The organism is Acinetobacter sp. CIP 64.7 (genome assembly GCF_000369745.1).
In the GTDB taxonomy this organism is placed as follows: domain Bacteria; phylum Pseudomonadota; class Gammaproteobacteria; order Pseudomonadales; family Moraxellaceae; genus Acinetobacter; species Acinetobacter fasciculus.
Map to the genome: position 1 here is coordinate 487,648 of NZ_KB850178.1, position 25,260 is coordinate 512,907.

General features: G+C 43.5%; 19 protein-coding genes and 1 tRNA gene. 10 read left to right on the plus strand and 10 right to left on the minus strand.

Features of this window, described 5'->3' with window-relative positions; translation table 11 throughout:
* Positions 1 to 21: 21 nt before the first annotated feature.
* Entirely contained in the window at positions 22 to 540 is a 519-nt protein-coding gene (locus tag F890_RS04585; protein ID WP_004280522.1) for a tetratricopeptide repeat protein, read from the plus strand.
* A 90-nt stretch (positions 541 to 630) separates the two neighbouring features.
* On the opposite strand, the gene F890_RS04590 is transcribed toward F890_RS04585, so the two are convergent.
* Complete coding sequence (locus F890_RS04590; RefSeq protein WP_005265839.1) at positions 631 to 1,158, minus strand: SLATT domain-containing protein; 528 nt, start codon at positions 1,156 to 1,158, stop codon at positions 631 to 633.
* A gap of 228 nt (positions 1,159 to 1,386) precedes the next feature.
* Between F890_RS04590 and ahcY the strand changes: the two genes are divergently transcribed.
* The 6 genes from ahcY to F890_RS04620 all read left to right on the plus strand — a co-directional run bounded on the left by ahcY (position 1,387) and on the right by F890_RS04620 (position 11,340).
* Positions 1,387 to 2,769 carry an adenosylhomocysteinase gene (gene ahcY / locus F890_RS04595; RefSeq protein ID WP_004280524.1) on the plus strand — a complete coding sequence of 461 codons (1,383 nt, stop codon included), beginning with the start codon at positions 1,387 to 1,389 and terminating at the stop codon, positions 2,767 to 2,769.
* Positions 2,770 to 2,951: 182 nt separating this feature from the next.
* On the plus strand, positions 2,952 to 3,788 hold the full coding sequence (gene metF, locus F890_RS04600) for a methylenetetrahydrofolate reductase [NAD(P)H] (RefSeq protein ID WP_005265840.1): 837 nt from the start codon (positions 2,952 to 2,954) through the stop codon (positions 3,786 to 3,788).
* Between the two features lie 37 nt (positions 3,789 to 3,825).
* Positions 3,826 to 4,536 (plus strand): 16S rRNA (uracil(1498)-N(3))-methyltransferase, encoded by a 711-nt coding sequence (locus F890_RS04605; protein WP_005265841.1) that lies wholly within the window; start codon positions 3,826 to 3,828, stop codon positions 4,534 to 4,536.
* 177 nt (positions 4,537 to 4,713) lie between these two features.
* Entirely contained in the window at positions 4,714 to 7,590 is a 2,877-nt protein-coding gene (locus F890_RS04610; RefSeq protein WP_005265842.1) for a putative bifunctional diguanylate cyclase/phosphodiesterase, read from the plus strand.
* A gap of 140 nt (positions 7,591 to 7,730) precedes the next feature.
* Complete coding sequence (locus tag F890_RS04615) at positions 7,731 to 10,010, plus strand: NADP-dependent malic enzyme (RefSeq protein ID WP_004645736.1); 2,280 nt, start codon at positions 7,731 to 7,733, stop codon at positions 10,008 to 10,010.
* A gap of 94 nt (positions 10,011 to 10,104) precedes the next feature.
* On the plus strand, positions 10,105 to 11,340 hold the full coding sequence (locus tag F890_RS04620) for a multifunctional CCA addition/repair protein (protein WP_005265843.1): 1,236 nt from the start codon (positions 10,105 to 10,107) through the stop codon (positions 11,338 to 11,340).
* 83 nt (positions 11,341 to 11,423) lie between these two features.
* Here the strand turns inward: F890_RS04620 and epmA are convergent, their stop codons facing one another.
* The 4 genes from epmA to greB form a co-directional block, all read right to left on the minus strand.
* On the minus strand, positions 11,424 to 12,398 hold the full coding sequence (gene epmA / locus F890_RS04625; protein ID WP_005265844.1) for an EF-P lysine aminoacylase EpmA: 975 nt from the start codon (positions 12,396 to 12,398) through the stop codon (positions 11,424 to 11,426).
* On the minus strand, positions 12,395 to 13,462 hold the full coding sequence (locus tag F890_RS04630; RefSeq protein ID WP_005265845.1) for a 4-phosphoerythronate dehydrogenase: 1,068 nt from the start codon (positions 13,460 to 13,462) through the stop codon (positions 12,395 to 12,397). The genes epmA and F890_RS04630 overlap by 4 nt, the downstream gene beginning before the upstream one ends.
* 180 nt (positions 13,463 to 13,642) lie before the next feature.
* Positions 13,643 to 13,732 (minus strand) — tRNA-Ser (locus F890_RS04635).
* A gap of 88 nt (positions 13,733 to 13,820) precedes the next feature.
* Positions 13,821 to 14,315, minus strand: a complete 495-nt coding sequence (gene greB / locus F890_RS04640; RefSeq protein WP_005265847.1) for a transcription elongation factor GreB — start codon at positions 14,313 to 14,315, stop codon at positions 13,821 to 13,823.
* 362 nt (positions 14,316 to 14,677) lie between these two features.
* On the opposite strand from greB, the gene F890_RS04645 reads away from it, so the two are divergent.
* On the plus strand, positions 14,678 to 15,793 hold the full coding sequence (locus F890_RS04645; protein ID WP_004280534.1) for an MltF family protein: 1,116 nt from the start codon (positions 14,678 to 14,680) through the stop codon (positions 15,791 to 15,793).
* A gap of 93 nt (positions 15,794 to 15,886) precedes the next feature.
* On the opposite strand, the gene F890_RS04650 is transcribed toward F890_RS04645, so the two are convergent.
* Positions 15,887 to 16,273 carry an SCP2 sterol-binding domain-containing protein gene (locus F890_RS04650; RefSeq protein ID WP_005265849.1) on the minus strand — a complete coding sequence of 129 codons (387 nt, stop codon included), beginning with the start codon at positions 16,271 to 16,273 and terminating at the stop codon, positions 15,887 to 15,889.
* 206 nt (positions 16,274 to 16,479) lie between these two features.
* Positions 16,480 to 17,406: a tRNA 2-thiocytidine(32) synthetase TtcA gene (ttcA, locus tag F890_RS04655; protein ID WP_004280538.1), complete on the minus strand. Its 927-nt coding sequence runs from the start codon at positions 17,404 to 17,406 to the stop codon at positions 16,480 to 16,482.
* 499 nt (positions 17,407 to 17,905) lie between these two features.
* On the opposite strand from ttcA, the gene F890_RS04660 reads away from it, so the two are divergent.
* On the plus strand, positions 17,906 to 18,778 hold the full coding sequence (locus tag F890_RS04660) for a lytic transglycosylase domain-containing protein (protein ID WP_005265850.1): 873 nt from the start codon (positions 17,906 to 17,908) through the stop codon (positions 18,776 to 18,778).
* A 176-nt stretch (positions 18,779 to 18,954) separates the two neighbouring features.
* A complete protein-coding gene (htpX, locus tag F890_RS04665) occupies positions 18,955 to 19,860 on the plus strand; it encodes a protease HtpX (RefSeq protein ID WP_004280540.1) in 906 nt (301 codons plus the stop codon).
* Positions 19,861 to 19,940: 80 nt separating this feature from the next.
* Here the strand turns inward: htpX and F890_RS04670 are convergent, their stop codons facing one another.
* The 3 genes from F890_RS04670 to F890_RS04680 form a co-directional block, all read right to left on the minus strand.
* Positions 19,941 to 20,522 (minus strand): DUF4112 domain-containing protein, encoded by a 582-nt coding sequence (locus F890_RS04670; RefSeq protein WP_005265851.1) that lies wholly within the window; start codon positions 20,520 to 20,522, stop codon positions 19,941 to 19,943.
* A 74-nt stretch (positions 20,523 to 20,596) separates the two neighbouring features.
* Positions 20,597 to 21,937 carry a magnesium transporter gene (gene mgtE / locus F890_RS04675; protein ID WP_005265853.1) on the minus strand — a complete coding sequence of 447 codons (1,341 nt, stop codon included), beginning with the start codon at positions 21,935 to 21,937 and terminating at the stop codon, positions 20,597 to 20,599.
* 162 nt (positions 21,938 to 22,099) lie between these two features.
* On the minus strand, positions 22,100 to 25,228 hold the full coding sequence (locus tag F890_RS04680) for an efflux RND transporter permease subunit (RefSeq protein WP_005265854.1): 3,129 nt from the start codon (positions 25,226 to 25,228) through the stop codon (positions 22,100 to 22,102).
* Between the last annotated feature and the right edge of the window lie 32 nt (positions 25,229 to 25,260).

The window sequence follows — 25,260 nt, forward strand, 5'->3', positions numbered from 1 at the left end:
TAATATTTTTGAGATGTTGATATGACCCAGCGTGTTTCTCCCTCTGCTGCCCTGACCAATCTTGCCTTAGCTGGCAATGCTAAAGCGCAATTTGAATTGGCTGAACTGTATATGCAAAGCGAGCATGATGATGACATCATTCTGGCTGAAGAATGGGCATTAAAAGCAGCCAACGGCGGGTTGGTTGATGCGATGTACTGGTTAGGTGAAGGTTATACCGTTTACGCTAAAGAATTAGCGGAAGAAGATCCGGAAGAATCTAAAGCTCACTTTGAGTTAGCCTATTACTGGTTAAGCAAGGCCAATATCGAGAAGCACCCTGCTGCGACTTTAGAGCTGGCTGGTTTTTACCGTCGTGGTGACGTAATTGAAAAAGATGTAGAAAAATCAATTTCTTTAGTTAAACAGGCTGCGGAATGGGGCGAAGTTCAAGCCATGCGTGATCTTGCCTTTATTTATGCCAATGGCTTAGGCGTAGATGGCAATGAAGAACAGGCAGAGTTCTGGACTCAAAAAGCCGATGCTGCTGAAGCTAAATAAGTAAAAAAAGCCCGTCAGATGATGGGCTTTTATAATTGCTCTGATATCTTATATTCATACCAATAATTGCCTATTTTTTAAAGTCACTTTTTATGGGTTATTACCCTTTTTAAAAGGAGTTATCTCAACTGAACTTCTAGCTTTTTTTAGATCTTTCTCTGATGTAGGAAAGGCCTCGGCCTCCTGGTTGATAAGAAGGTATACTTTCTGTAAATTTATAACTTCAGCCCATAAATCTTCTGAGATAAAAGGTTTATCTTCATGTTTCATTATTAACATTTTACAATTTCTAGAAACTTCTAAATATCTATTTCCTATTGATCGATGACCTTCTGAATTTTTACTGAAATTAAAAAATGTCTGTACTGCCCCTAATACGGCGCTAAGAAAAGAAAGACATGCAGCTACAATTGAAAGAATTGTATTGTTATATTCAGATGTTAGAAATGCTATAAGCACAGTCCCAATAAAAATATTAAAGCAAATTGCAGGAATGCCAATTAGATTATGATATTTTTTCTGTCTATCACTCGCCGAGAAGTGCTTACTTTTTCCTATTTTAGAATCTAATCTGAGCTCTTCCAAAATTATTAAAGCTCCATCAACTTTCTCAACCATACTTTTTCCTTTTCTATTTATTAAGCAACTAATTAATTGTAACTGCTTTATAACTTGGATATCACTTTAAATCCAAGTACAATACTGCGCTAGTCGAGGGATGCTGCGACGTTTTACAGGTACTAAATGTAAAATCGCTAGGCTCGACCATCGGTCAGACATTCGTTCTGATCAACAACGGCATCCGCGAACAGAACGATCCAATCTATTTTTTCCTAGGAGATCCTGATGAACGCGGTTACTGCTTCATTTACAGATTACAAAGTTGCTGATATTTCACTTGCTGATTACGGCCGTAAAGAAATTAAACTTGCAGAAGCTGAAATGCCAGCCCTTATGGGTCTGCGTAAACGCTATGCTGCTGCTAAACCACTTGCAGGCGCGAAAATTCTCGGCTGTATCCATATGACCATTCAAACTGCCGTTTTAATTGAAACGCTGGTTGAATTAGGCGCCGAAGTTCGCTGGACTTCATGTAATATCTTCTCGACTCAAGACCATGCTGCTGCTGCTATCGCTGCTGCGGGCATTCCTGTATTTGCTTGGAAAGGCGAAACTGAAGAAGAATACATGTGGTGTCTTGAACAACAAATCAATATCAATGGCACGCCTTGGGATGCCAACATGATTCTTGACGATGGCGGTGACTTAACGCTACTTGTTCACGAAAAATACCCAGAAGTGATTGCAAAAATTCATGGTGTCACTGAAGAAACAACGACAGGTGTTCAACGTCTGTACGAAATGCTTCGTGATGGTACCTTAAAAGTTCCAGCAATCAACGTAAACGATTCAGTAACCAAGTCTAAAAACGACAACAAATACGGTTGCCGTCACTCACTGAACGATGCAATCAAGCGTGGTACAGATATGCTTTTATCTGGCCGTCGTGCACTTGTAATCGGTTACGGTGACGTTGGTAAGGGTTCTGCTCAATCCCTTCGTCAAGAAGGCATGATTGTGCGCGTAACTGAAGTTGATCCAATTTGTGCAATGCAAGCATGCATGGACGGTTATGAAGTTGTATCTCCATACAAAAATGGCGTGCAAACTGGTAAGAAAGAAGACATCAATGTTGACCTTCTTCAAAACACTGACCTGATCGTAACTACAACAGGTAACTACCACGTATGTGACGCTGCAATGCTTGATTCATTAAAAGCTGGCGCAGTTGTTTGTAACATCGGTCACTTTGATACTGAAATTGATACAGCTTACCTACGTGGCTACAAGTGGGTTGAAGTTAAACCTCAAGTACACCAGGTGTATCGTTCAGAAAATGAAAATGATTACCTGATCCTTCTTTCTGAAGGCCGTTTGGTGAACCTTGGTAATGCGACTGGTCACCCATCACGTATTATGGATGGTTCATTTGCCAACCAGGTATTGGGTCAAATGCATTTATTCGCTGAGAAATTTGCTGATCTTCCAGAATCTGAAAAACCTGCACAAATTCGTGTAGAACTTCTTCCTAAGAAATTAGATGAAGAAGTTGCTGCTGCGATGGTTGCTGGTTTCGGTGGTGTCTTGACTCAATTGACTCAAGAACAAGCGGATTACTTAGGCGTTCAAGTTGAAGGTCCATTCAAGTCTGATGCTTATAAATACTAATTAAACTCCACCCTCTCCCTAACCCTCTCCCATAGGGAGAGGGAACATTCATTACCAAATGTATGTCATCGAGGGTAAATCCTCTCCTGAGCGTGCTTAAAGCACTGCTTTGAAGCTCAGCGCAAGAGAGGATTTAGGAGAGGTAAAACTAATTAAAAAGTATTTATAAAAAGGATTTGAACATGTCTAAACAGATTCCAATTTCATTTGAATTCTTCCCGACCAAAACTGATGTAGGTGCGGAAAAACTCAAAGTTGTGCATCAAGAGCTACAACTCTTAAATCCAGAGTTCTTCTCTGTAACCTATGGTGCTGGTGGTTCCACTCGTGAACGCACCCTGTCTACTATCAATGACTTTAATGGCAAAGGCGCACCTGTTGCCCCTCACTTGTCTTGTATTGGCGATGACAAAGCACGTATTGCTGAACTTCTAGACCTGTACAAATCTCAAGGCATTAACCGTATTGTTGCCCTGCGTGGTGACTTGCCTTCAGGCCAAGTGGGTTTGGGTGAATTACCTTATGCAGCTGATCTGGTTCGCTTTATCCGCGAACATTCAGGCGATCATTTTAAAATTGAAGTCGCAGCTTATCCGGAAATGCATCCACAGGCAGAAAGCTTTGACAAAGACATTCAGCACTTTGTTGAAAAAGTTCAGGCCGGTGCCAATGCCGCTTTAACCCAGTTCTTCTTCAATCCAGATGCTTACTTTTACTTTGTAGATCGTATCCAGAAAGCAGGAATCGATATTCCAGTTGCGCCAGGCATCATGCCAATTACCAATGCCAGCAATCTGATTCGCTTTGCTGATGGTACTGGCGCTGAGATTCCACGCTGGATTCGTAAGCAACTGGCAACTTATGGTGACGATACTGCCAGCATTAAAGCCTTTGGCCATGAAGTTGTAGTTAAATTCTGTGAGCGTCTGCTTGCAGGTGGTGCACCAAGTTTGCATTTTTACACCATGAATACTACTGACCCGACCCGTCAGCTAGTCACCGATCTTGGTTTAGCTTAAGCCCTTTATTTCACCGATTTTTTGAGTAGAACGATCAATGCCACGTTTTTATATAGATGCTGATTTAACTGTTGATGTCAGCCTTGAGCTTACGGAAACTGTATTTCATCATTGGGTAAAGGTTTTACGCGCGCAAGTCGGTGAAAGCGCGACCCTGTTCAATGGACAGGGTGGCGAATATGACGTGACTTTAACCGAGGTTGCTAAAAAATCAGCCACCGTCTCGGTCAATGCATTTAATCCTGCCAATCGCACACCAAAGTTCCAGGCTTTGCTCGGTCAGGTGATGAGTAAAGGCGACCGTATGGATTATGCGATTCAGAAAGCAGTCGAACTGGGCGTTTCCGAAATTCAGCTGCTGACTTCGGATCGTTGTGAAATGCGTTTAAAGTATGATCGCGACCAGAAAAAGCTGGATCACTGGCAAGGCATTGCTATTGCGGCTTGTGAACAATGTGGTCTAAACATTGTGCCTGAAATTTTAGCGCCCATGTCACTTGAAAAATGGCTGGATACTGAACTTCCGAACACCAAACTGGTTTTAGCACCCAATAAAGATGAAACAGATGTACTGGCAGATGCGACTTTAGATCTTGCCCTGCTGATTGGCCCCGAAGGTGGCTTGAGTGAGGCAGAAATTAGTGCCGCAAACCAGAAAGGTTTTCTCAACTGGTGTATCGGCGAGCGTGTACTACGTACCGAAACTGCTCCTGTTGTTGCCCTGTCAATTTTGAATTATGTGCTTTAGTTCATCGGATGGGTAAAAATTTGTCTTTAATTTTGTTGATTTTTATTTTTAAGACATCTAATCTCGACTAAAGAATAACAAATACTTATTAATTGATTTCACACATTTCCTGGGGTTTTTATAACAACAATGCACAAGGACGAAAACCGTTTAGGATGAATACAGGCATTGAATCACATGGTTGATAATCAGGACGACTATATTCAACAGCATTTACATGATGCTCAGATTGCGAACACGCTTCGTCATAGTCGCTATTTTTTGCTCAGTATAATGGTGATCTGCCTTTATATTTTTTGTATTTATCACATTCAATATAGCCCGTCTAATACGTATTTTAATACCTGGTTTATTCTGACAGAATTTCTGGTCAGCATGTGTTGGCTGGTAAGTACGCTGTATTTTAAACCTGAACAATATAACCAGAAAAGTGCACATCGCTGGTTACAGATACAGAGTCTGGCTGTTGGCATCAGTATCGCGGCAGGTATTTTTACGATTTATTATTATTTGCCACAGGCCAATCCTGCATTTGAAGATATTGAAGCACTGACCTTGTCTGCCTTGTTGCTGATTGTTACCCAAGCTTTCGGTTTAACCTACCTGACCCAGAAACTCAGTTATTTCTGCCTGGCATTTCTACCTTCTTTACTGCCCTTTTTACTGTCGCAAATTTATCATATAGGTCATTCCAATCCGTTCTTTGCGCTTGCCTTAAATTTCGCCATGATTGTGATTTTGCTGTGCGCGACGAGTAGTTATCGAATTCACAGCCGCACCTCACGTCTGTATGCGGAAAATGATATTCTGGTGAAAAATGCAGAACAGCAAGTACACTGGACTGATGAACTGTGTCAGCAACTCAAAACTGAAGTCAATAAATCTAAAGATATTGAACTGCAATTACAGCTTAGCAATCAATTGCTGGAGCAAAAGGTACGGGAACGTACCTATGATATTGAACAGATCAATCATGACCTGAAAAATCAGCAGCAGAATCTGGAACTTGCACATGAAATTGCTGGTATTCGGCCATGGGACTGGAATATTCAAGAGCGCAGCATCACCTTAACCAATCATAAAGACGAAAAGATTCTGCGCGATTCCAAAGATCACCATCTGCAATTACAGTATCTGATTCACCCTGAAGATCTGGACTATTTTAAGCGCAATATGAAACAGCATCTGCGTGGCCAGATTGAACGCTATGATGCTACTTACCGAATCAAGCTCAGTGAAGGTGGCTGGAGTTGGGTGCATGATATTGGCCGGGTGATCAGTCGTGATCCTAAAAATAAAAAACCCTTGCGCATGGTCGGGATCCGTCGTGATATCCAGCAGGAACGTCTGTCTCAAGAACGTTTAAAGCTGGTGGCCAGTGTACTGGAACAGGCTGCGGAAGGCATTTTCATTCTGAATCCTGATTTGGATTATATCGATGTCAATCCTCACTACGAATACCTGAGCGGTTTTGAGCGTGACCAGATCATCGGTAAATCCTTATTTGATATTGCGGTGCAAAATAAATCCCAGCAACGTACTTTTCAGGCCAATATTGTCAAACAGATTCAAAAGATTGGCTCTTATGATGGAGAGGTCTATGCCAAATTTCTGTCTGGCAAAGAGTCGACCTTATGGCTGCATATTAATGCCGTGACTGATGATGAAGGCCGGATTACCCATTATATTGGCATTGTCTCGGATCTGACTGAACGTAAATTACAGGAACAGCGCCTGTCCTATCTGGAAAATTATGACACGCTGACCGACTTACCAAACCGCTTCTACTATAACTATCAGCTACATCAATATCTGGTTTCGCAAAAAGACTCTATTAAAGAGATGGCTGTGATTCGACTTAACATCGACCGTTTCCGGCCATTAAATGAATACCTGTCCAATAACGGCGGTGATGAACTTTTACGCCAGGTGGCGCAGCGGCTGCGGATGACCAATGCAGAAGCGCTATTTGTGGCACATCTAAATGGTGATGATTTTGCGATTCTCTATGAAATCTCACATATTCGCCCTTCAGTTCAACACCATTGTGAACGCATCGCTCAGGCCTTTAGCAGACCATTCAATATTTACGGTCAGGATCATGTGATTACCCTGTCCATGGGCGTGGCATTCTATCCTGATCATGGCCGTCAGCTGGATTATTTAAATAACTGCGCCGAACAGGCATTGAATGAAGCCAAAAATCTCGGTGGCAACACCATTCACTTTTATTCCAGTGAAAATCATTCATTACAGAACAAAGGAGTTTTTCTGGAACGGGATTTGCGTAAAGCGATCCAGAATAATGAGCTGATTGTCTATTATCAGCCTAAAATCAATTTTAGCGATCAAAGCATTTATGGCTTTGAAGCGCTGATTCGCTGGAACCATCCAGAAAAAGGCATTATTGCACCAGGCCTATTTATACCGTTAGCGGAACAGACCAGCCTGATTTCAGACATTGGCCGTCTGGTGATCCAGCAGGCCGCTAAACAGATTCGCCAATGGAATGATCTGGGCTTTAATCATATTTGTGTATCAGTCAATATCGTGGCGCAGCAATTGCGCCGTGGTCAATTGCTCGATGATCTGGATCAGGCCATTGCAGACAACCAGATTTCTGGCGCCAGCCTGGAGCTGGAAATTACCGAATCTTCTTTAATTGAAAATTCGGAAGCGGTCAAAAACCTGCTGAATGAAATCAAACAGCGACATATTCATATTGCCGTAGATGATTTCGGCACAGGTTATTCTTCCCTCTCCTATCTTACTGATTTCCCGATTGATACCTTAAAAATTGATCGCAGTTTTGTTTGCAAGATTGGGGAAAACAAGCAGGCAGCCATTGTCAGTGCCATGGTGGCCATGGGTAAAGCCATGGGCATGACCGTGGTCGCGGAAGGCATCGAGACCGAAGAGCAGCTAGAATATTTACGTGATTTAGACTGTGATATTGCCCAAGGCTACTTATTTTCCAAACCGCTTCCTGAGCAGGATGCAACCGCTTATTTAGTGCGAGACAAGACGCATCAGACTTATATACCCCAAGTCTAAGTCCATACCCCACCACAATAAGTTTGTTGGAAAAACGGCCGTCTTTGTCTGTCCGAACTGGCTAACAAATGGTATATTCAGGAACATAAATAAATTCTTTGCCCGCTGACCGGGTAATCTTTACAACGATCGAGAGACTGATGGACGAACAATCTTTAAAGCAACAGGCCCTTTACTATCACGAGTTTCCTACCCCGGGGAAAATCAGCGTTACACCAAGCAAACAATTGGTCAACCAACGTGACTTGGCCCTTGCTTACTCGCCTGGCGTAGCTGCACCATGTCTTGAGATTGAACGCGATCCTTCAACTGCTGCATTGTATACGGCTCGTGGCAACCTGGTTGCTGTAGTGACCAACGGTACTGCCGTGCTTGGCTTGGGTAATATTGGTCCTTTGGCTTCTAAACCAGTGATGGAAGGTAAAGGCGTATTATTCAAAAAATTCGCTGGCGTTGATGTATTCGATATCGAAATTGCTGAAAATGATCCAGACAAAATTGTGGATATTGTAGCTGCATTAGAACCGACTTTTGGCGGGATTAACCTTGAAGATATCAAGGCGCCAGAGTGTTTCTATATCGAGCAAAAATTGCGTGAACGCATGAATATTCCAGTATTCCATGATGATCAGCACGGTACTTCGATTATTGTCGGTTCTGCGCTCCTCAACGCGTTACAAATCAACGGTAAAAAAATTGAAGACATCAAGATCGTGGCTTCAGGCGCGGGTGCTGCTGCACTTTCTTGTTTAAATCTGCTTTGCGCTCTGGGTGCTAAAAAAGAGAACATCATCGTTGCCGATTCACGCGGTCTGCTGACTACACATCGCGAAGGCCTGGATGAATCTAAGAAAGCCTATGTACAAGACATTGAAGCTACTCAGCTTGGTGACGTGATTTCAGGTGCAGACATGTTCCTTGGTCTTTCTGCTGCGGGCATTTTGACCAAAGAAATGGTCAAGGTCATGGCTGAAGATCCGATCATCTTTGCCTTGGCGAACCCGGATCCAGAAATTCTGCCTGAACATGCGCATGAAGTTCGTGATGACGTGATCATGGCGACTGGTCGTTCTGACTATCCGAACCAGGTGAATAACGCACTGTGCTTCCCGTACATCTTCCGTGGTGCGCTGGACGTTGGCGCAACCACCATTAACGAAGAAATGAAAATTGCCTGTGTCCACGCGATCGCGCGTATGGCACACGTTGAGGCTGATGCGGCGACTTATGGTGAAAAATCAGCATCATTTGGCCGTGAATACCTGATTCCGGGTCCACTGGATCAACGCTTGATCCTAGAGATTGCCCCTGCTGTTGCACAAGCAGCCATGGATTCGGGCGTGGCAACACGTCCAATCACAGATTTCTCGCATTATCGTCAACGTTTGTCTGAGTTTGTCTACAACTCTGCATTCATGATGAAACCAATTTTTGAACAGGCTAAATCTGATCCTAAACGTATTGCCTATGCGGAAGGTGAAGACCTGCGTGTACTTCGCGCAGTTCAAATCGCGGTAGATGATGGTTTGGCAATTCCAATTTTAGTGGGTCGTCCAGCTGTAATTGAAGCCAACATCAAAAAGTTGGGCCTACGTCTTGAAGATGGCGTGAATATCACGATTGTTGATCAGGAAAAGAACCCGAACTATGAAATGTTTGCAGATGATTACTACAACATCATGCAGCGCAAGGGTGTAACGCCTGAATACGCACAGCGTGAAGCACGTCGCCGCTCTACCCTGATCGCAGCGATGCTTGTGAAACATGGCATGGCAGATGGTATGCTGTGTGGTACGTATTCAAGCTATGACATTCACCTGGACTTCGTCAGCAACATCATTGGCAAGAAAGATGGTCATAATACCTTCTTTACCCTAAATGCCTTGATGCTTGAAGACCGTAACTTGTTCATTGCCGATACCTATGTCAACACCAATCCAACAGCTGAACAGCTGGCTGAAATGACCATTCTGGCCGCTGAAGAAGTTCGCCGTTTTGGTATGACACCACGTATTGCCCTGCTGTCTCACTCAAGTTTCGGTTCAGACCAGCATGATGCCAGCGCGCAAAAAATGCGTAAGGTATATGACATCCTGTCTGAAATTGCGCCTGAGCTGGAAGTTGAAGGTGAAATGCACGGTGATGCTGCTCTGGATGAAAACATTCGTCAGTTTGCATTCCCGAATTCACGTTTCAAAGGCTCTGCAAACTTGCTGATCATGCCAAATCTGGATGCTGCCAATATCTCGTTTAACCTGTTAAAGGCAACTTCAGGCAACAACGTAACGATTGGTCCAATTCTGTTGGGTGCTGCGAAACCTGTCCACATTTTGACGCCGACTGCGACCACGCGCCGTGTGATCAACATGACTGCACTGACTGTTGCTGAAATCCAGCAAGCAGAACAAGATGCACTTTAAGCCAATGACAAGATAACGACGCATCAGCCTCGTTTCTTAACTTGAGAAAACCTCTATTCTGTAGCATGATGCTTGTAAGAATAGAGGTTTTTTCATGCAAGTTTATTTAGTAGGCGGCGCAGTTCGAGATCATTTGCTCGGACACCCCTATCACGAAAAAGATTATGTAGTCGTTGGTGCAACCCCCGCGCAAATGCTTGACTTAGGCTATCAGCCCGTAGGCAAAGATTTCCCTGTTTTTCTACATCCCCAAACAAAAGAAGAATATGCACTGGCGCGTACCGAACGTAAATCTAGCGCCGGTTATCATGGTTTTGAGTTTTATACCGATGTCAGCGTTACGCTAGAGCAGGATCTGATTCGTCGCGATCTGACCATTAATGCCATGGCCATGGATGATGCCGGCCAGGTTTATGACCCTTATGGCGGTCAACAGGATCTGGAAAACCGGATTCTACGTCATGTTTCCGATGCCTTTATCGAAGATCCATTGCGCGTACTGCGAATAGCCCGTTTTGCTGCCCGTTATACGAGTGCAGGTTTTGTGATTGCCGATGAAACTTTGGCGTTAATGCAACGCTTGACTGAAACCGGTGAATTAAATGCATTGACACCGGAACGCGTCTGGAAAGAAACTTCCCGTGCATTATCGGAACGTCATGCTGATGTGTATTTTGAAGTATTACGTCAATGTGGTGCTTTAAAGGTACTCTTCCCTGAGATTGATGCCTTATATGGCATTCCACAGCGCCCTGAATATCATCCGGAAATTGACTGTGGCATTCACACCATGATGTCCTTGCAGCAGGCGTGTCGTCAAAATTATAGTCTGGATGTACGTTTTGCCGTTTTAGTGCATGACTTAGGAAAAGCTTTGACGCCGCTTGAAGAATTACCGCGACATATCATGCATGAAGAGCGAGGCATCAAGCCAGTGAATGACCTGTGTGACCGTTTAAAAGTGCCGACGTATACCAAGCAGCTGGCTTTGGCTGTGTGCAAAGAGCATCTGAAATGCCATCAGGCCTTCAATCTTAAGCCGGGAACCTTATGGCGATTATTGCAACGTCTGGATGTGTTACGTCGCCCTGAACGTGTCGAAGCTTTTGTTCAGGCGTGTGAATGTGATTCACGTGGCCGTCTAGGTCTGGAAGATCGTGCTTATCCACAAGCCCAATACGTCCTTGATGCAATGCAGACCGTACGTGCCATCAAGGCACAAGACCTGCCTGCCGATATTCAGGGACCGGATATTGGCGAAATGCTGATTGAACGACGGATTCAGGCACTTGGTGAGCTTAAAGCACAACAAACCGCAACAATTGAATAATAAAAAAAGCACCTTCGGGTGCTTTTTTTATAGCTTAATTTCTCTTTATCAAAAAAGGAATTAAAACTATCTAATTCGCTGGATCAGGAAATATCTGCCGGAAAAGTAATCACCTTTTCCAGTTTCATTTGATTAGTTGCAATCATCAATAAACGGTCAATTCCCAAGGCAATCCCTGAACATTCCGGCATCTTCGGTAAAGCCGCCAGTAAATATTCATCGATGGGCATGACATGCAAGCTAAGTTTGGCTCGTTCAGCATTATCTGCCTCAAAGCGCGAACGTAATACGTCAGCATCAATCAGTTCATCATAAGCATTGGCCAATTCTAAACCTTCGATATACAGCTCAAAACGTGCGGCGACCAGTTCACCCTCTTCATCGATTCGGGTTTTGGCCAAAGAAGCCATTTCAGGGGGGAAATCGGTCAGGAATACTGCGGTATCAAACCCCAGACTCGGTTCAACCATATGTGAAAATAACAAGTCGATATAGCCAAGACGGTCATTTCCCAGATCCAGATTAAGACCAACGCGGCGGCAGCAATCTTTCAATTCCTGTAAAGTTGCCTGAAGCGGATTGAGATCCAGACGATCCATGAACGCGTGCTTATAACTCAAAATGGTCGGACGTATTTCGCCAAAACGTGCTTTCAAGGTCACATTCAACAGATCAGATACTTCAAACATCAAATCTTTTAAACTAAATCCCGGACGATACCATTCCAGCATGGTGAATTCGCTATTGTGCTTACGCCCATGTTCATCATCACGGAAGACTTTACAGATTTGATAAATGGGTCCAGAGCCACTGGCCAATAAGCGCTTCATGGCAAATTCAGGTGAGGTGTGCAAATAATGTGTATGCACTTTACCCAGCACATAGCGCTGTGCCTGTACCGAAGCTAAATGCACATCGGTCACACCGGCTTGAGACAAAATCGGTGTTTCCACCTCTAAGACATCGCGCTCAGCGAAAAACTGACGGATTTGACGATATAAATTCGCACGCGCATGCATGGCTTGAAGGTCACAAGTGGGTTGATACGTCATTGTCATGCCTTCGGCCCACCGTGTGCTGCCCACTCACGACGTAGTGGGTAGGTTTTACGTAAATGATCAAATGCCTGCTGATCCACCACCCTTTCTTTGAGACAGGCACGTAGATTGGCATCATCACGAGCAATATCATAAATTTGCGTCAAATGCCCTTGCAATGCCATTTTCAAATCCTGTCCCTGAAAAAACTGCTCACAGACAGGCAGCTGGGTTTCAAACTGTTTATTAGCTGCAAAACCGAAAGTTTGACAAAAAGCCTCATAGATCATCTGGGTACCACGTGCCTTGCCTTCTAGGCTATAGCCGGCAATATGCGGAGTCACCAAGGTGACCAGATCCAGAAGTTCTGCTGAAATCACCGGCTCATGCTCAAAAACATCCAAAATCGCGGTGCGATGTGTCGCCTGTATATCCTGGATCAGCGCGGCCTCTTCAATAACAGGCCCACGTGCTGAATTAATCAGGATTGCGTCAGGCTGCATTTGTGCCAATGCAGCAGCATTGAATAAATGATAAGTCGGATATGCGCCTGTTGTAGTTAAAGGGACATGAATCGAAATTGCATCCGCCTGCTGTAATAATTCATGAAATTCAACTTGATCAACCTGCTCTCTTTTCACCAAAGGATCATAGCCAATCACGCGCCAGCCCAAGAGCTTCGCCATGTAGACCAGTCGGGTTCCAACATTACCCAAACCGACAATACCCAAGGTAAATGTCGCATTGGCATCGAGTAATTCAGGACGCACCTGCAATAACGCGGTAATCACATATTCAGCCACTGCTTGCGCATTACAGCCGGCTGCATTACTCCATTGAATCCCATGCTGTTCTAATGCAGCAATATCCAAATGATCTGTGCCAATGGTGGCACTACCCACAAATTTAATCGAACTATTCTGTAGCAGTACTTCATTGACCTGAGTCACTGAACGTACCAACAGGCTATCGGCATCTTTGACATCATCTGCGCTTAAGGTTCGCCCTGCACAATGTTGAATGTCACCAAATTCGGAAAAGAAATAATCGGTAAATGCCAGATTTTCATCTGCGACAATTTTCATAATGAGATCCATATGATGCTTGGGCGTATGATAGCGCGTTGACGCCTCTGACTCTATATTTGGCCGATACGTCCATTTTTCAAGATTTTATGAATTAAGTTCAGGACTGAAGAATTTAATATTCAAGATCTGCAGCCTAAAAAGAAAAACCCCAATCTTTCGACTGGGGTTTTTAAAATTTGGCGGAAGCGGTGAGATTCGAACTCACGGAGGACTCACACCCTCGTCGGTTTTCAAGACCGGTGCATTAAACCGCTCTGCCACGCTTCCATGGCCGACATGATATAAACAAAAATCACGCTTGGCAAATATTTTTATGCTTTCGCTGCATCAACTGCACAAAATAAAATCAATTATATTAATCTGCTGAATTTTCTGGCTTTTCATAACGAATTGAATTGATGAACCAGAGTTTCTTGCCGGAGGGAGTCACTACTTCGGCTTCATCATCGACCTGCTTGCCCAATAACGCGCGTGCCATCGGCGAACTGATCGAAATATGCTGCGGATGATGATCATAAATTTCATCTACACCGACAATGCGTAAAGTTTTTTGTTCACCTTCTTCATTTTCAATGTCCACCCAGGCACCAAAATAAACTTTTCCTTCCTGCTCCGGGGAAAAATCGATGATTTTCAGTTCTTCGAGGCGCTTGCCGAGATACCTGACCCGTCGATCAATTTTACGCAAAATTTGCTTGTTATATTGGTAGTCTGCGTTTTCAGAACGGTCGCCAAGACTGGCTGCCCAGTTCACTTTTTTGGTAATTTCAGGACGTTCTTCATGCCAGAGATTCTTAAGTTCTGCCACCAATTTATCGTGTCCAGCACGGGTGATTAAGTTGGATTTCATACGTCTTGCTGATCAAATTTTCAGTGTTTTAACTTACAAACAGCTTATTTTATTTACCACTTTAACACAATGGTAAAATTCCAAAAAAATTAACTTTATATTTCAATATCTTAAAATTATTTTTAAAAATAATTTGTGTACAAAATTTGACAATCGTTTTTCAGATCATTAATATGCCACCAACTTCCGGAAATGCTTAATTTTTAATCTATGTAGTTTTTCTACATAATTATCTTTAAATCTCTTGTCATTTTGAATGACGTCATGACTGCCCAACCCTTATTGAATTTATCAAACTGTTAAAATTTCTGGCTTTGTTGGCTGTGATTTTTAGGGCATAAATTACTTGTAGCGGAGACAACATGCACAGTAGTTCATCCACTGGGTCGAGGCTTTGCCTAAGATCTGTAATTTCTTCTCTCCCTTTGAAAGCACTTGTACTGAGCACTGCATTTATTCCCCTACACAGTATCAATGCAAGTAAGACCACACTTCAGTTTGATCATGTGGTCAATAGCAATAAGTTGACCGTGGTTGCGGTTGAAAATCCGACTACTGTATTCCAGGATGGACAACATCTGCATGGCTTCGGTTATGATCTGGTTCGTAACTATGCTAACAATCTGAATGTAAAACTCGATTTTAAAATCGTTCCTGATAATCAGACTGCCCTACAGTGGGTTGCTCAGGGTAAAGCCAATCTGGCTATGACGACTACTGATATACGCACCATTGAAAACAAGCGTTTGACGTCGTTCTCGGCCACTTGTGGCGATGAATCAATTCTGTCGAGTAATGGCTTGAATACCAATTTAAATCTGGTGTTTAAATCTGCTACAGATCCTTTGAGCCAGACGGCCAGTGCTTTTGTCTGCAAAGGCAAACAAAGTGGTGCCATTAAGCAGCTTGCTTCATTTTATAATCAGAATGTCGTGAAAGAGGAATCTTGGACCACCATTCAACGTGATTTGAACAACCGTCTGCCGATCTATGAAGCGAGTTTTAAACAGACAGCGCAGCAGTATGACCTGGATTGGCATTTACTGGCGGCCATTGGTTATCAGGAATCTTATCTGAAACCGAATTCAGTTTCTCCGACGGGTGTGCGTGGTTTGATGATGCTGACCAACAGTACAGCAAAAGCCATGGGCGTGAGTAACCGTACCGATCCGGCTCAAAGTATTCAGGGTGGCGCCAAGTATTATGATCAAATGCTTAGTCGCTATGATCATATTCCTTTTCCAGATCGGAACTGGTTTGCACTGGTGGCTTATAATATGGGTCCAGGTGCAGTGAATCAGTTGCAAAAGCGCATTCAGTCGCAAGGCAAGAACCCGAATAACTGGGTGAACTTATATGCCTATCTGGATCAGAATAAAGCCAATAATGGTCGTTACCGTCAAGCGGTGCAATATGTGACCCGTATTCGTGCTTATCTGGAGCATATCAAGACCACACCACAATTGGTGAATATCTAAGCTAAAACCTTAGCATTAATCAAAATGCCATAAAAAAAGCTTACCTCAGGGTAAGCTTTTTTCGTCTTCATTCAGGCTAATGTTTTAGCAGAATTAAGCCGTGGTATTTTCAAGTACTTTCTTGAACAAATCTTTTTGTTCCTGACTTGGTTTTGCAGTCTGAAGTGCCATCAATTGTGACATATCACCCTGTACTTTGATTTTACCTGTCATGAAGGCCTGCATCGCAGCCGCCATATCAAACTCCAGGAAAACTTTACGTAGAGTTTCGCCATCCATATTCAGCGTGGTTTTGGCATTTGAAGACAAACCTTTTTTGATTGCCCCACTATCTAAAGATAGTTCAGTATTACCTGTAGTGTCCGCTACAACCAAATTAATCGCAAGGTTCGCCAAAGCTGGTGGCAAATTCAAATCGCCAGCTTGCGCAGTTAGAGTTTCTACAGTTGAAAACCAATCATCAGTTAAAAAAGCAGGCATGATCTTTCCTCAAATTATTTGTTCATTTGTGTCGACTATCCAGACGACATCATGTTGAAGCTATTATGCTTGTGCTTTGTTATATCATGATCATTAGCGCAAAGGCTAACGAATTTTGTACGCGCCGTTCAATTTTTGTAGTTCTATTTTTATTTATGTTTATAAGCAGACATCAACCCGCAGGCTGATGTCTACACGTTCTAAAATTAGTCTGCAGCAAAGCCCAGATTGACCATATTGATCCGACGGTTCTCGCCTTCCACAGCTTCTTCAGTTGAATCACCGCCTTTGAAGTCGAATTCACGCTGGCTGTCCAGCACTTCAAAATCAAATAATTCACGATCGACCAGCTGCGATGGCGAAACATTTTGCAATGCGCCAAAAATGCTGTGCAGACGTTTTGGATGTGCTTTATCCCAATCACGTAACATGTCATTGATAATTGCGCGCTGCAGGTTGTCCTGAGAGCCACATAAATTACATGGAATAATTGGAAATTGACGCATTTCTGCATATTTGATGATGTCTTTTTCTTCCACATAGGCCAGTGGGCGAATCAGAATGTTCTTTTTGTCTGAAGACAACAGTTTTGGTGGCATAGCTTTCAAGCTGCCGCCATGGAACAGGTTCAGGAAGAAAGTCGCCAAGATATCATCACGATGATGGCCTAAAGCAACTTTGGTCGCGCCAATTTCCTGCGCAAAACCGTATAAAGAACCACGACGCAAACGCGAACAGACTGCACAATAGGTTTTGCCTTCTGGCGTCAGTTTTTTGGTAATGCTGTAGGTGTCTTTTTCCAGAATGTAATACGGAATGTTATTTTCTTCTAAATAACGCGGCAGAACATCTTCAGGGAAGCCTGGCTGTTTCTGATCCAGATTCACAGCCACTACATCGAAATTGATCGGTGCGATGCGCTTGAACTGTAGCAGGATATCCAACAGGGTATAACTGTCTTTACCACCAGAAATACACACCATGACCTTATCGCCTTCTTCAATCATCTTGAAGTCACGAATGGCATGTCCGACCTGGCGGCGAAGCTTCTTCAACAAACGGTAGTAGGCTGAGCTTGTTGGCAGTTCAGGTTTGAAATTAAATCCTTGTTCGGACTCAACTGGCGAGTACATAGACGAGATTAACCCATAAAAAAAATACCGCGCAATTTTAGCCGATTCAGACCGCTATCGCATCAAAAGAATTTATTTTCATGAAAATGTCTTATTAGTTTCATTTTCATGTTTTATTTAGATTGATATATTGAACGATTGCGTTCATTTTTTAGTCAAGATGCTTATCTTTTGGACTTTTCCACAGTTGTCCACAAAAGCTGTGGATAACTTTGTGGATTGAAACAGACTTGACAACTTGTCCGGCTCAAAAGATAAGGCTTTTCTTTGAATTGATCATTTTTTGATCAATTTAATTATTAATAAAAATCAAATAGTTAACCCTGTCAAGCCTAAGGTTTTAAATTAAATCATATTTTTTTTTCTATCGCTAAAATGTAAAAAATGACTTGCATTTACAAACTCGTTTATAAATGCAGCGCACAAGTCTTTTCATTCCGTAATTTTTTGTTAAACTCTTTATTAAATTTTTCTCGCTTGTGTTTACTTAATATAAACAATGAAAATAAATGTGCATGTTTTGGGGCGTTATGGGATCAGTGGTTTGCTATTGGCAAGCTGTTGTCATTTTGCTTATGCTGGTCAAACGATCTATCAATTACGCGACAGTAATGGCAGTACTTTATTGACTAATAAGAAAAGTCGCTATAATCATCTACAGGTAGAAAAGAAAACCTATTATCCAGACAGCAATATTCACAGTTATAGCAACTGGGGCTCGAGTGAAGCCTCGGTATTGCCTAGCTATAGTAGAAATAAAAATGCCTATGACTCGATCATCCGTCAGGCAGCACAAACCTATGGTGTATCTGAAGGCTTGATTAAAGCTGTGATGCATACCGAATCCGGTTTTAATGTACAGGCACGCTCTCCAGTCGGTGCACAGGGCTTAATGCAACTTATGCCGGCGACTGCCCGTCGTTTTAATGTCAGCAATGCTTATGACCCGCAGCAGAATATTATGGCAGGTGCCAAATATCTGGCCTGGTTATTAAAACGCTTTAATGGCAATACCACCTTGGCACTGGCAGGCTATAATGCTGGTGAAGGTAATGTCGTTAAATATAAGGGCGTACCACCGTTTCGTGAAACTCAGGACTATGTCCGTCGTGTCAGCAGCCGTTATCAGAACCTATATGCTCAAGGTCTAGGTAATCATAGTGCTGCCTATACAGCATCTTCTGATACTGGCCGTGTGATTGCCAGTTCTGACAATTATTCGACTGGAACCACCACAGCTTCCAATATTCAGGCTGCCAATTATCAGCGTCAGATCATTGCTCAAGCGGATGGCAGTTTCACCGATGCACCGGCAGGCTCTTATGCCACCGCCAATGCGTCAGCATCTGCAAAAATATATTTAAGTGAATAATTCCTAAACAGCTTTGTTTTTAAAGACCTATGTTTTTATTTGTACAAAGAATATCCTGTGTTTTTTGTAGCCAAATGCTATTTTTTCCTTGAATTCTTCTCGATTTCACCGCATATTGATTTCAATGATTTACATTTAATAATCAGATTATTTTTCTGTAATAAGAGGATTTCTCAATGATGCGGATTGGTTTGTTCTTGCTAACCAACCTCGCGGTACTGGTTGTAGCTGGCATTATCTTGTCACTCTTCGGTGTCGGTAGTTACCATGGCGCAGGTGGCTTGAATCTAGGCAACCTGTTGGTCATCTGTTTTGTGTTCGGTATGGTCGGCTCAATGATTTCCCTGTTCATGTCTAAATGGATGGCGAAAAAGACCACGGGTACTGAACTGATTGACCCGAATGCACCTCGTAACCAAGCTGAAGCCTGGTTGCTCCAAGAAGTTGCACAACTTTCTCAGCGTGCAGGCATTAAAATGCCGGAAGTGGGTATTTTCCCCTCTTACCAGTCGAATGCCTTTGCCACCGGCTGGAACAAAAATGATGCTCTCGTTGCGGTATCAACTGGCTTGCTTGAGCGTATGAACAAAGACGAACTTCGTGCTGTATTGGCGCATGAAATCGGTCACGTTGCCAATGGCGATATGGTGACTCTTGCCCTGATCCAGGGTGTGGTGAACGCCTTTGTAATGTTCTTCGCACGTGTCGCAGGTGATTTTATTGATCGCAATGTCTTTGGTCGTGAAGAAGGTGAAGCTCCGGGTATTGCCTATTTCGTAATTACCATTGTGCTGGATATCGTGTTCGGTATCTTGGCGTCGTCGATTGTGATGTGGTTCTCTCGTCACCGTGAATACCGTGCTGATGAAGCAGGCGCACGTCTGGCAGGTAAACAAGCTATGATTTCAGCATTACTGCGCTTACAGGCAGAATCTGAAATGCCAGATGCCATGCCGAAAGAAATGAAAGCATTTGCGATTTCTGCGGGTAAAGAAGAAGGCTTTAGCCTTGCTGCATTGTTCCAGACACATCCAAGCATCGAACAGCGTGTCGCTGCATTGCAACAACTTGATTGTGCTTAAGTAAAACTTTAGTTTTGATTCAAAAAAAGCCTGCTATTGCAGGCTTTTTTATTGGATTTAATTATTCTTTAGCTGACCTATCATTGGCTGAACCATTGATACAGCGCCACAGCACCCCACCCGATCGCGATAACAAATAAAATCAGGAATAAAGTGCCTAAAATATCGGGGATGTGAATCCAGATCCAGGCCACCACGGGATTGCGCCAGAATGCAGATTGCTGTTGTTTGCGCTCCAGACTTTCATGCAAAAATGGATGCACCACATGCCGGTCACTGCTAATCTGATATTCCTCACGAATATGCAAGTGTACGACATCGAGTGCCTTGCGACTGGGCCGGATAAAAATATCAAAGACCGTGCCCGCCACCGGAATAAATCCTACTACCGCATCGATCGCCGCCATCTTCATCACTGGATTGAGTTTGGCACTCGGCACCCCGATCTGTTTGGCCTTATGAATGGCATAACAGGTCAATACAAAACCGGCAATATCTCCCGCAACCGGAATCGTACTTAAAGCCGCGTCTGCCCCTACTCCTTGCTTGGTAAACGGAATACGCACCACGGAGTCCATCATATTGGCAAACTTGGCCAGATCACGTTCCAGACGTATCACCTCTTGTTGGCTTAGTTTTGGTTTTTGTCCAGGCTCAGGCATAGGTTATTCCAGAAATGATGCTGATTTTCTTGAGCATAAAGTATTTTTTCTACGCTGATGTATCAATCTGTGAATTAAAACAATAATTTGGAAGCAACGAATAAATACAGAATCACACCGGTAGCATCGCAGATAGAAGTCACCAACGGCGCCGAAGCACTGGCAGGATCAAGTTTGAGTTTATTTAAAATAAAAGGCAGACTCATGCCGATCAGGCAGCCCATCAATACAATCCCGAGCATACTGATGGCCAGCACCACAGCTACCATGATATCTCCCCGAATATAACCCAGAATGGATACCGCAATCGCCATAGTGCCGCCTAGGCACAGCGCCACCAGCGATTCGCGACTGAGCAGGTTAAACCAGTCCTTGAACTCGACATCGCCTGTGGCCAAGGCACGCACCATCAAGGTGGCTGATTGCGAACCGGCATTCCCGCCACTCCCCACCAAAAGCGGCAAGAAAAATACCAGCACGATATGTGCGGCAATGATCTCTTCAAAGTGTGCAATGCCGATTCCAGAGAGCAGACTGCCAAAAACCAGAATGACCAGCCAAAAGACCCGCTTCTGATACAGGGTCAAAATCGGGGCAGTTTTAAGGCTCATTTCAGTCAACGGCGTCACTGCACCCGACTTTAAAATATCTTCCGTAGTTTCGGCTTCGACAATGTCCATAGCATCGTCATAGGTGACAATCCCTAAGAGTTTTTGCTGCGCATCAACCACAGGTAGGGCAATAAAATCATAATAGGCCAAGGCTCTAGCCACAATTTCCTGATCATCTGTTACTTGGGCAGAAATCACTTCGCTTTGCATCACCTCGGCAATGCTCAGCTCAGGTAAGGCCTGTATGATCTGCCTTAAGGAAATCACACCGATCAGCCGTTTTTCTGCATCGACAATATATATCAGATACAGGGTTTCCTGCCCGGCGGCCACTACACGTAAAGCCTGTATCGCTTCACCCATGGTTAAATCGGGTGAGAGCGTCACAAAACGTGAGCTCATCATGGCACCCGCTGTACCTTCCGGATAGATGGCCAGATCTTTGAGTGTCTGCTGGGATTCTTCAGATAATGCGCTCATCAATTGCAGCTGTAGCGGCGGCGAAAACTGCTTATAAATATCGACAAAATCATCAGAAGGCATTGCATCCAGAATGGGAACAAGTTCTGAAATAGATAAGTGCTGTGCCACGTTTAACTGCTGCCCTAGGGGCATAAAAGCATAGACCAAGCTTGGTTCATTCAGTTCCCTTAAAATTCGGGCCTGTTGCCGAGCATCTAAACGACTTAAAATGCGCGCCTGATCGGCGACATTCAGCTGACTGAGTAAACCTACAGCGATGTCGTGATTTTCAGAATGTAATTGTTGTTGGATATGCTGGATTTTTTCTGAAATTGTCGGCATAAGCAGCTCATTATAAAAGTCTGGCATTCAAGAGATGTTTGTCCTGATCCCTATGTATCCTAATTTTTCATGTGAATAATTTTAATGATCATGCTGCAATATGACGATATTTTTTGTATAAATCAATTCCTCGATATTTAGCCAGAAAAAAGCCTGACTGAGTCAGGCTTGTTCACTTTCTAAAGATGGATGCTCTATCACCACTGATTGAGAAACCGTTTTTTTAATCATGAGACTACGGATCAATACATACATAAAGGGAATAAACAGCAGTACCAGGACAGTAGCAAATAGCACCCCACCAAAAACACTACTGCCAATCTCCTGCCGGCTGATTGCACTGACGCCCGTGGCAAACATCAAAGGCAATACACCCGCTGCAAATGCAATGGAAGTCATGACAATAGGACGCAAGCGTAAGCCCGCAGCCATTATCGCGGCCTGAACCGGAGTATGACCTATCCGCTCTGCTTGTGCGGCAAACTCTACAATCAAAATGGCATTTTTACAGGACAGACCGATGGTCGTCAACAAGGCAATATGGAAGTAAATATCGTTCGCAAAACCAAACCAGACACAGAACAGAATACTTCCTCCCACGCCCAGAGGAATCGCGGTCAACACCACAGCAGGAATCGTCCAGCTTTCATAGAGTGCCGTTAAACATAAGAAAATAAAGGCAATCGAAATTAGATACAAGAAAATAGCTTGCCCACTGCTACGTTTTTCTTCTAAGGCGGCTCCACTCCAGGCCAAATTTACTCCGTCTTGTTCATCGACTAAAGCTTCGACATCTTGCATGGTTTGACCCGAAAATTGATCTTTGGGAATACTTGCATATACAGGCACGGCGTTATAGCCCATATAACGGTTGATACTATTCGGTCCACCTTGCCAATTCAGCGTAGTGAATTGATTAAACGATAACATTTCGCCTTTGCTATTACGGACATGCCAATGTGCCAAATCTTCAGGTTTAGAACGGAACTCCGCTTCGCCTTGCATGATGACCCGTTTGATTTGCCCACGATCAATAAAGTCGTTGATATAAGTACCACTCCAAGCCGCAGCCAACGTACTGTTAAAACTTTGCTGAGGTACGGCATATTTGAGTAAACGTTCTATATCCAGTTTAATATTCAGCTCTGCACTTTCTTTGGGTACATCAAGTTGTAAATATTCAATCGATGATTTTGCTTTGGCACGGGTTTCAATCTCAGAGAAGGATTGCTGTAAAAACTCGCTACCCCTTGAATCTAGATCTTGTAACCAGAAGTCGACCACACGTCCATTACTTGACATAGAAGGCGCCATAAAGAAAATCTGGGCATTGGCATGATTGGCAAAGTGCTTTTGTGCACGATCTACAATGGCAAAGACGGTATCTTCAGGATTTTTACGCGCTGCCCAGTCCTTTAATACGACAAAAAGCTGACCACGATAAGGCCCAACTCCAACATTGTTTCCACTATACCAAATCCCAATGCTCTGGATGCGCTCAGATTCATGCTGCATTAAATAGTCTTGGACTTCACGCCCGACTTTTTCTATCTCAGAACGTGGTGCATTGCCCGGCATCACAATTTGACCCATGACAAAGCCCATATCTTCCGTTGGCATCAGCCCTTCGGGCAAGGTTTTATAAAGCCAGCCAAAGCCTAAAACACATATACTAAATACAGCCAACATCGTCATTTTAAACTGCATGCTACGTGCAGAAAGCTTTTGGTAATGCATGGTGAGCTTATCCATGCCACGATTAAAACGCTGTGCCCATTTTGGTTGATATGGTTGACGCTTTAGCAGTTGCGCTGCAAATGTAGGGGTGATGATAAGTGCCACCAATAAAGAAAGTAGCATTGCCACGACCAACGTGATGGAAAACTGACGATAGATGACTCCTGTCATACTGCCAAAAAATGCCATGGGAATAAATACAGCCGTTAAGACCAACGTAATCCCGATCAATGCACCGCTAATTTCCTTCATTGACTTTAAAGCTGCAGCCTGAGCATCCAAATGTTCTTCATGCATCAAACGTTCAATGTTTTCCACGACCACAATGGCATCATCGACCAGCAGGCCAATCGCCAAAATCAGGGCAAACAAGGTAAAACTGTTTAAGCTCATTCCTAATACATACAGCACCGCAAATGTGGCTAAAACTACAATCGGAATCGTGACTGCAGGAATAATAGTGGCGCGCCAGTTTTGCAGGAAGATAAACATCACCAAGACTACCAGTACCATCGCTTCAACCAGAGTTTTCGCGACTTGTTCAATTGAACTGGTAATAAATGGGGTTTTGTCCATGGTCATACGTAATTGATAATGTGCAGGCAAATTGGCTTGGGCATTTTTCAATACCGTTTGCATCTGCTCTGAAACCGCAATCGCATTACTCCGTGGCGCCAATTGAATCGATAATGCAGCGGATAAATGACCGTTGGTATAATTTAAATGGTTATAACTTTCTGCCCCTAACTCAACACGTGCGACATCTTTCAAGTACAGTACTGAACCTGAATCTGTTGTTTTCACAATAATTTTTTCAAATTCATCAATGCTACTTAAACGTGATCCTGCACTGACCTTGGCATTCATGTATTGATCTTGTGCTGTCGGTAATCCACCAATAAAACCTGACACAAGTGGTGCATTTTGTGCCTCGACTGCATTGCGAATATCACTCGGCATCAGATTAAATTGGCGTAGTTTATGTGGATTGAGCCAAATGCGCATCGCATAGCCTGCGCCATAAAGCTCCACCTCACCCATTCCGTCAATACGGGAAAAACGCGGTTCGACATGCACCATTAAATAGTCAGCAAGCTCTGTCGGTGTCGCCTTCCCTGATTCATCATATAAACTCAGTAATGCAAATTGATCATAACCTTGTTTATAAACAGCCACTCCATTTTGCTGGGTTTCTTCAGGCAATCGACTTAGCACACCATTGACCGCATTTTGCACTTGCAACAGTGCCTGATCGAGATCCACGCCTTGCTCAAACGACAGGGTCAGATTTGCACGTCCCACGCTACTGTTGGACTGAAAGCTTTCCAAACCTTCAATGCCTTTTACCGCTTGTTCTAAAATTTGCGTGACCGATTGCTCAACGGTTTCCGCAGATGCACCACGATACCCCGCAGAAACCCCTAACGCAGGTGCGTCCATATTCGGCATATGCTCAATGGGAATTTTTTGCAGTGCAAAAATTCCTAATACCATCATGATAATGGCAATCACGGCTGCAAATTTAGGTCGATAAATAAAAAAGTGTGACAACATGAATAAAAATCCCCATCAGATGCATTCTCACG

What these genes read in the sequence shown, in the direction of transcription:
- metF (WP_005265840.1), top strand. Translation starts at nt 2,952, where the DNA reads ATGTCTAAACAGATTCCAATTTCATTTGAATTCTTCCCGACCAAAACT.
- F890_RS04620 (WP_005265843.1), top strand. Translation starts at nt 10,105, where the DNA reads ATGCAAGTTTATTTAGTAGGCGGCGCAGTTCGAGATCATTTGCTCGGA.
- F890_RS04670 (WP_005265851.1), bottom strand. Translation starts at nt 20,522, where the DNA reads ATGCCTGAGCCTGGACAAAAACCAAAACTAAGCCAACAAGAGGTGATA.
- F890_RS04630 (WP_005265845.1), bottom strand. Translation starts at nt 13,462, where the DNA reads ATGAAAATTGTCGCAGATGAAAATCTGGCATTTACCGATTATTTCTTT.
- greB (WP_005265847.1), bottom strand. Translation starts at nt 14,315, where the DNA reads ATGAAATCCAACTTAATCACCCGTGCTGGACACGATAAATTGGTGGCA.
- ttcA (WP_004280538.1), bottom strand. Translation starts at nt 17,406, where the DNA reads ATGTACTCGCCAGTTGAGTCCGAACAAGGATTTAATTTCAAACCTGAA.
- F890_RS04645 (WP_004280534.1), top strand. Translation starts at nt 14,678, where the DNA reads ATGCACAGTAGTTCATCCACTGGGTCGAGGCTTTGCCTAAGATCTGTA.
- F890_RS04680 (WP_005265854.1), bottom strand. Translation starts at nt 25,228, where the DNA reads ATGTTGTCACACTTTTTTATTTATCGACCTAAATTTGCAGCCGTGATT.
- ahcY (WP_004280524.1), top strand. Translation starts at nt 1,387, where the DNA reads ATGAACGCGGTTACTGCTTCATTTACAGATTACAAAGTTGCTGATATT.
- F890_RS04615 (WP_004645736.1), top strand. Translation starts at nt 7,731, where the DNA reads ATGGACGAACAATCTTTAAAGCAACAGGCCCTTTACTATCACGAGTTT.
- F890_RS04610 (WP_005265842.1), top strand. Translation starts at nt 4,714, where the DNA reads ATGGTTGATAATCAGGACGACTATATTCAACAGCATTTACATGATGCT.
- F890_RS04650 (WP_005265849.1), bottom strand. Translation starts at nt 16,273, where the DNA reads ATGCCTGCTTTTTTAACTGATGATTGGTTTTCAACTGTAGAAACTCTA.
- F890_RS04605 (WP_005265841.1), top strand. Translation starts at nt 3,826, where the DNA reads ATGCCACGTTTTTATATAGATGCTGATTTAACTGTTGATGTCAGCCTT.
- F890_RS04660 (WP_005265850.1), top strand. Translation starts at nt 17,906, where the DNA reads ATGAAAATAAATGTGCATGTTTTGGGGCGTTATGGGATCAGTGGTTTG.
- epmA (WP_005265844.1), bottom strand. Translation starts at nt 12,398, where the DNA reads ATGACAATGACGTATCAACCCACTTGTGACCTTCAAGCCATGCATGCG.
- F890_RS04585 (WP_004280522.1), top strand. Translation starts at nt 22, where the DNA reads ATGACCCAGCGTGTTTCTCCCTCTGCTGCCCTGACCAATCTTGCCTTA.
- mgtE (WP_005265853.1), bottom strand. Translation starts at nt 21,937, where the DNA reads ATGCCGACAATTTCAGAAAAAATCCAGCATATCCAACAACAATTACAT.
- htpX (WP_004280540.1), top strand. Translation starts at nt 18,955, where the DNA reads ATGATGCGGATTGGTTTGTTCTTGCTAACCAACCTCGCGGTACTGGTT.
- F890_RS04590 (WP_005265839.1), bottom strand. Translation starts at nt 1,158, where the DNA reads ATGGTTGAGAAAGTTGATGGAGCTTTAATAATTTTGGAAGAGCTCAGA.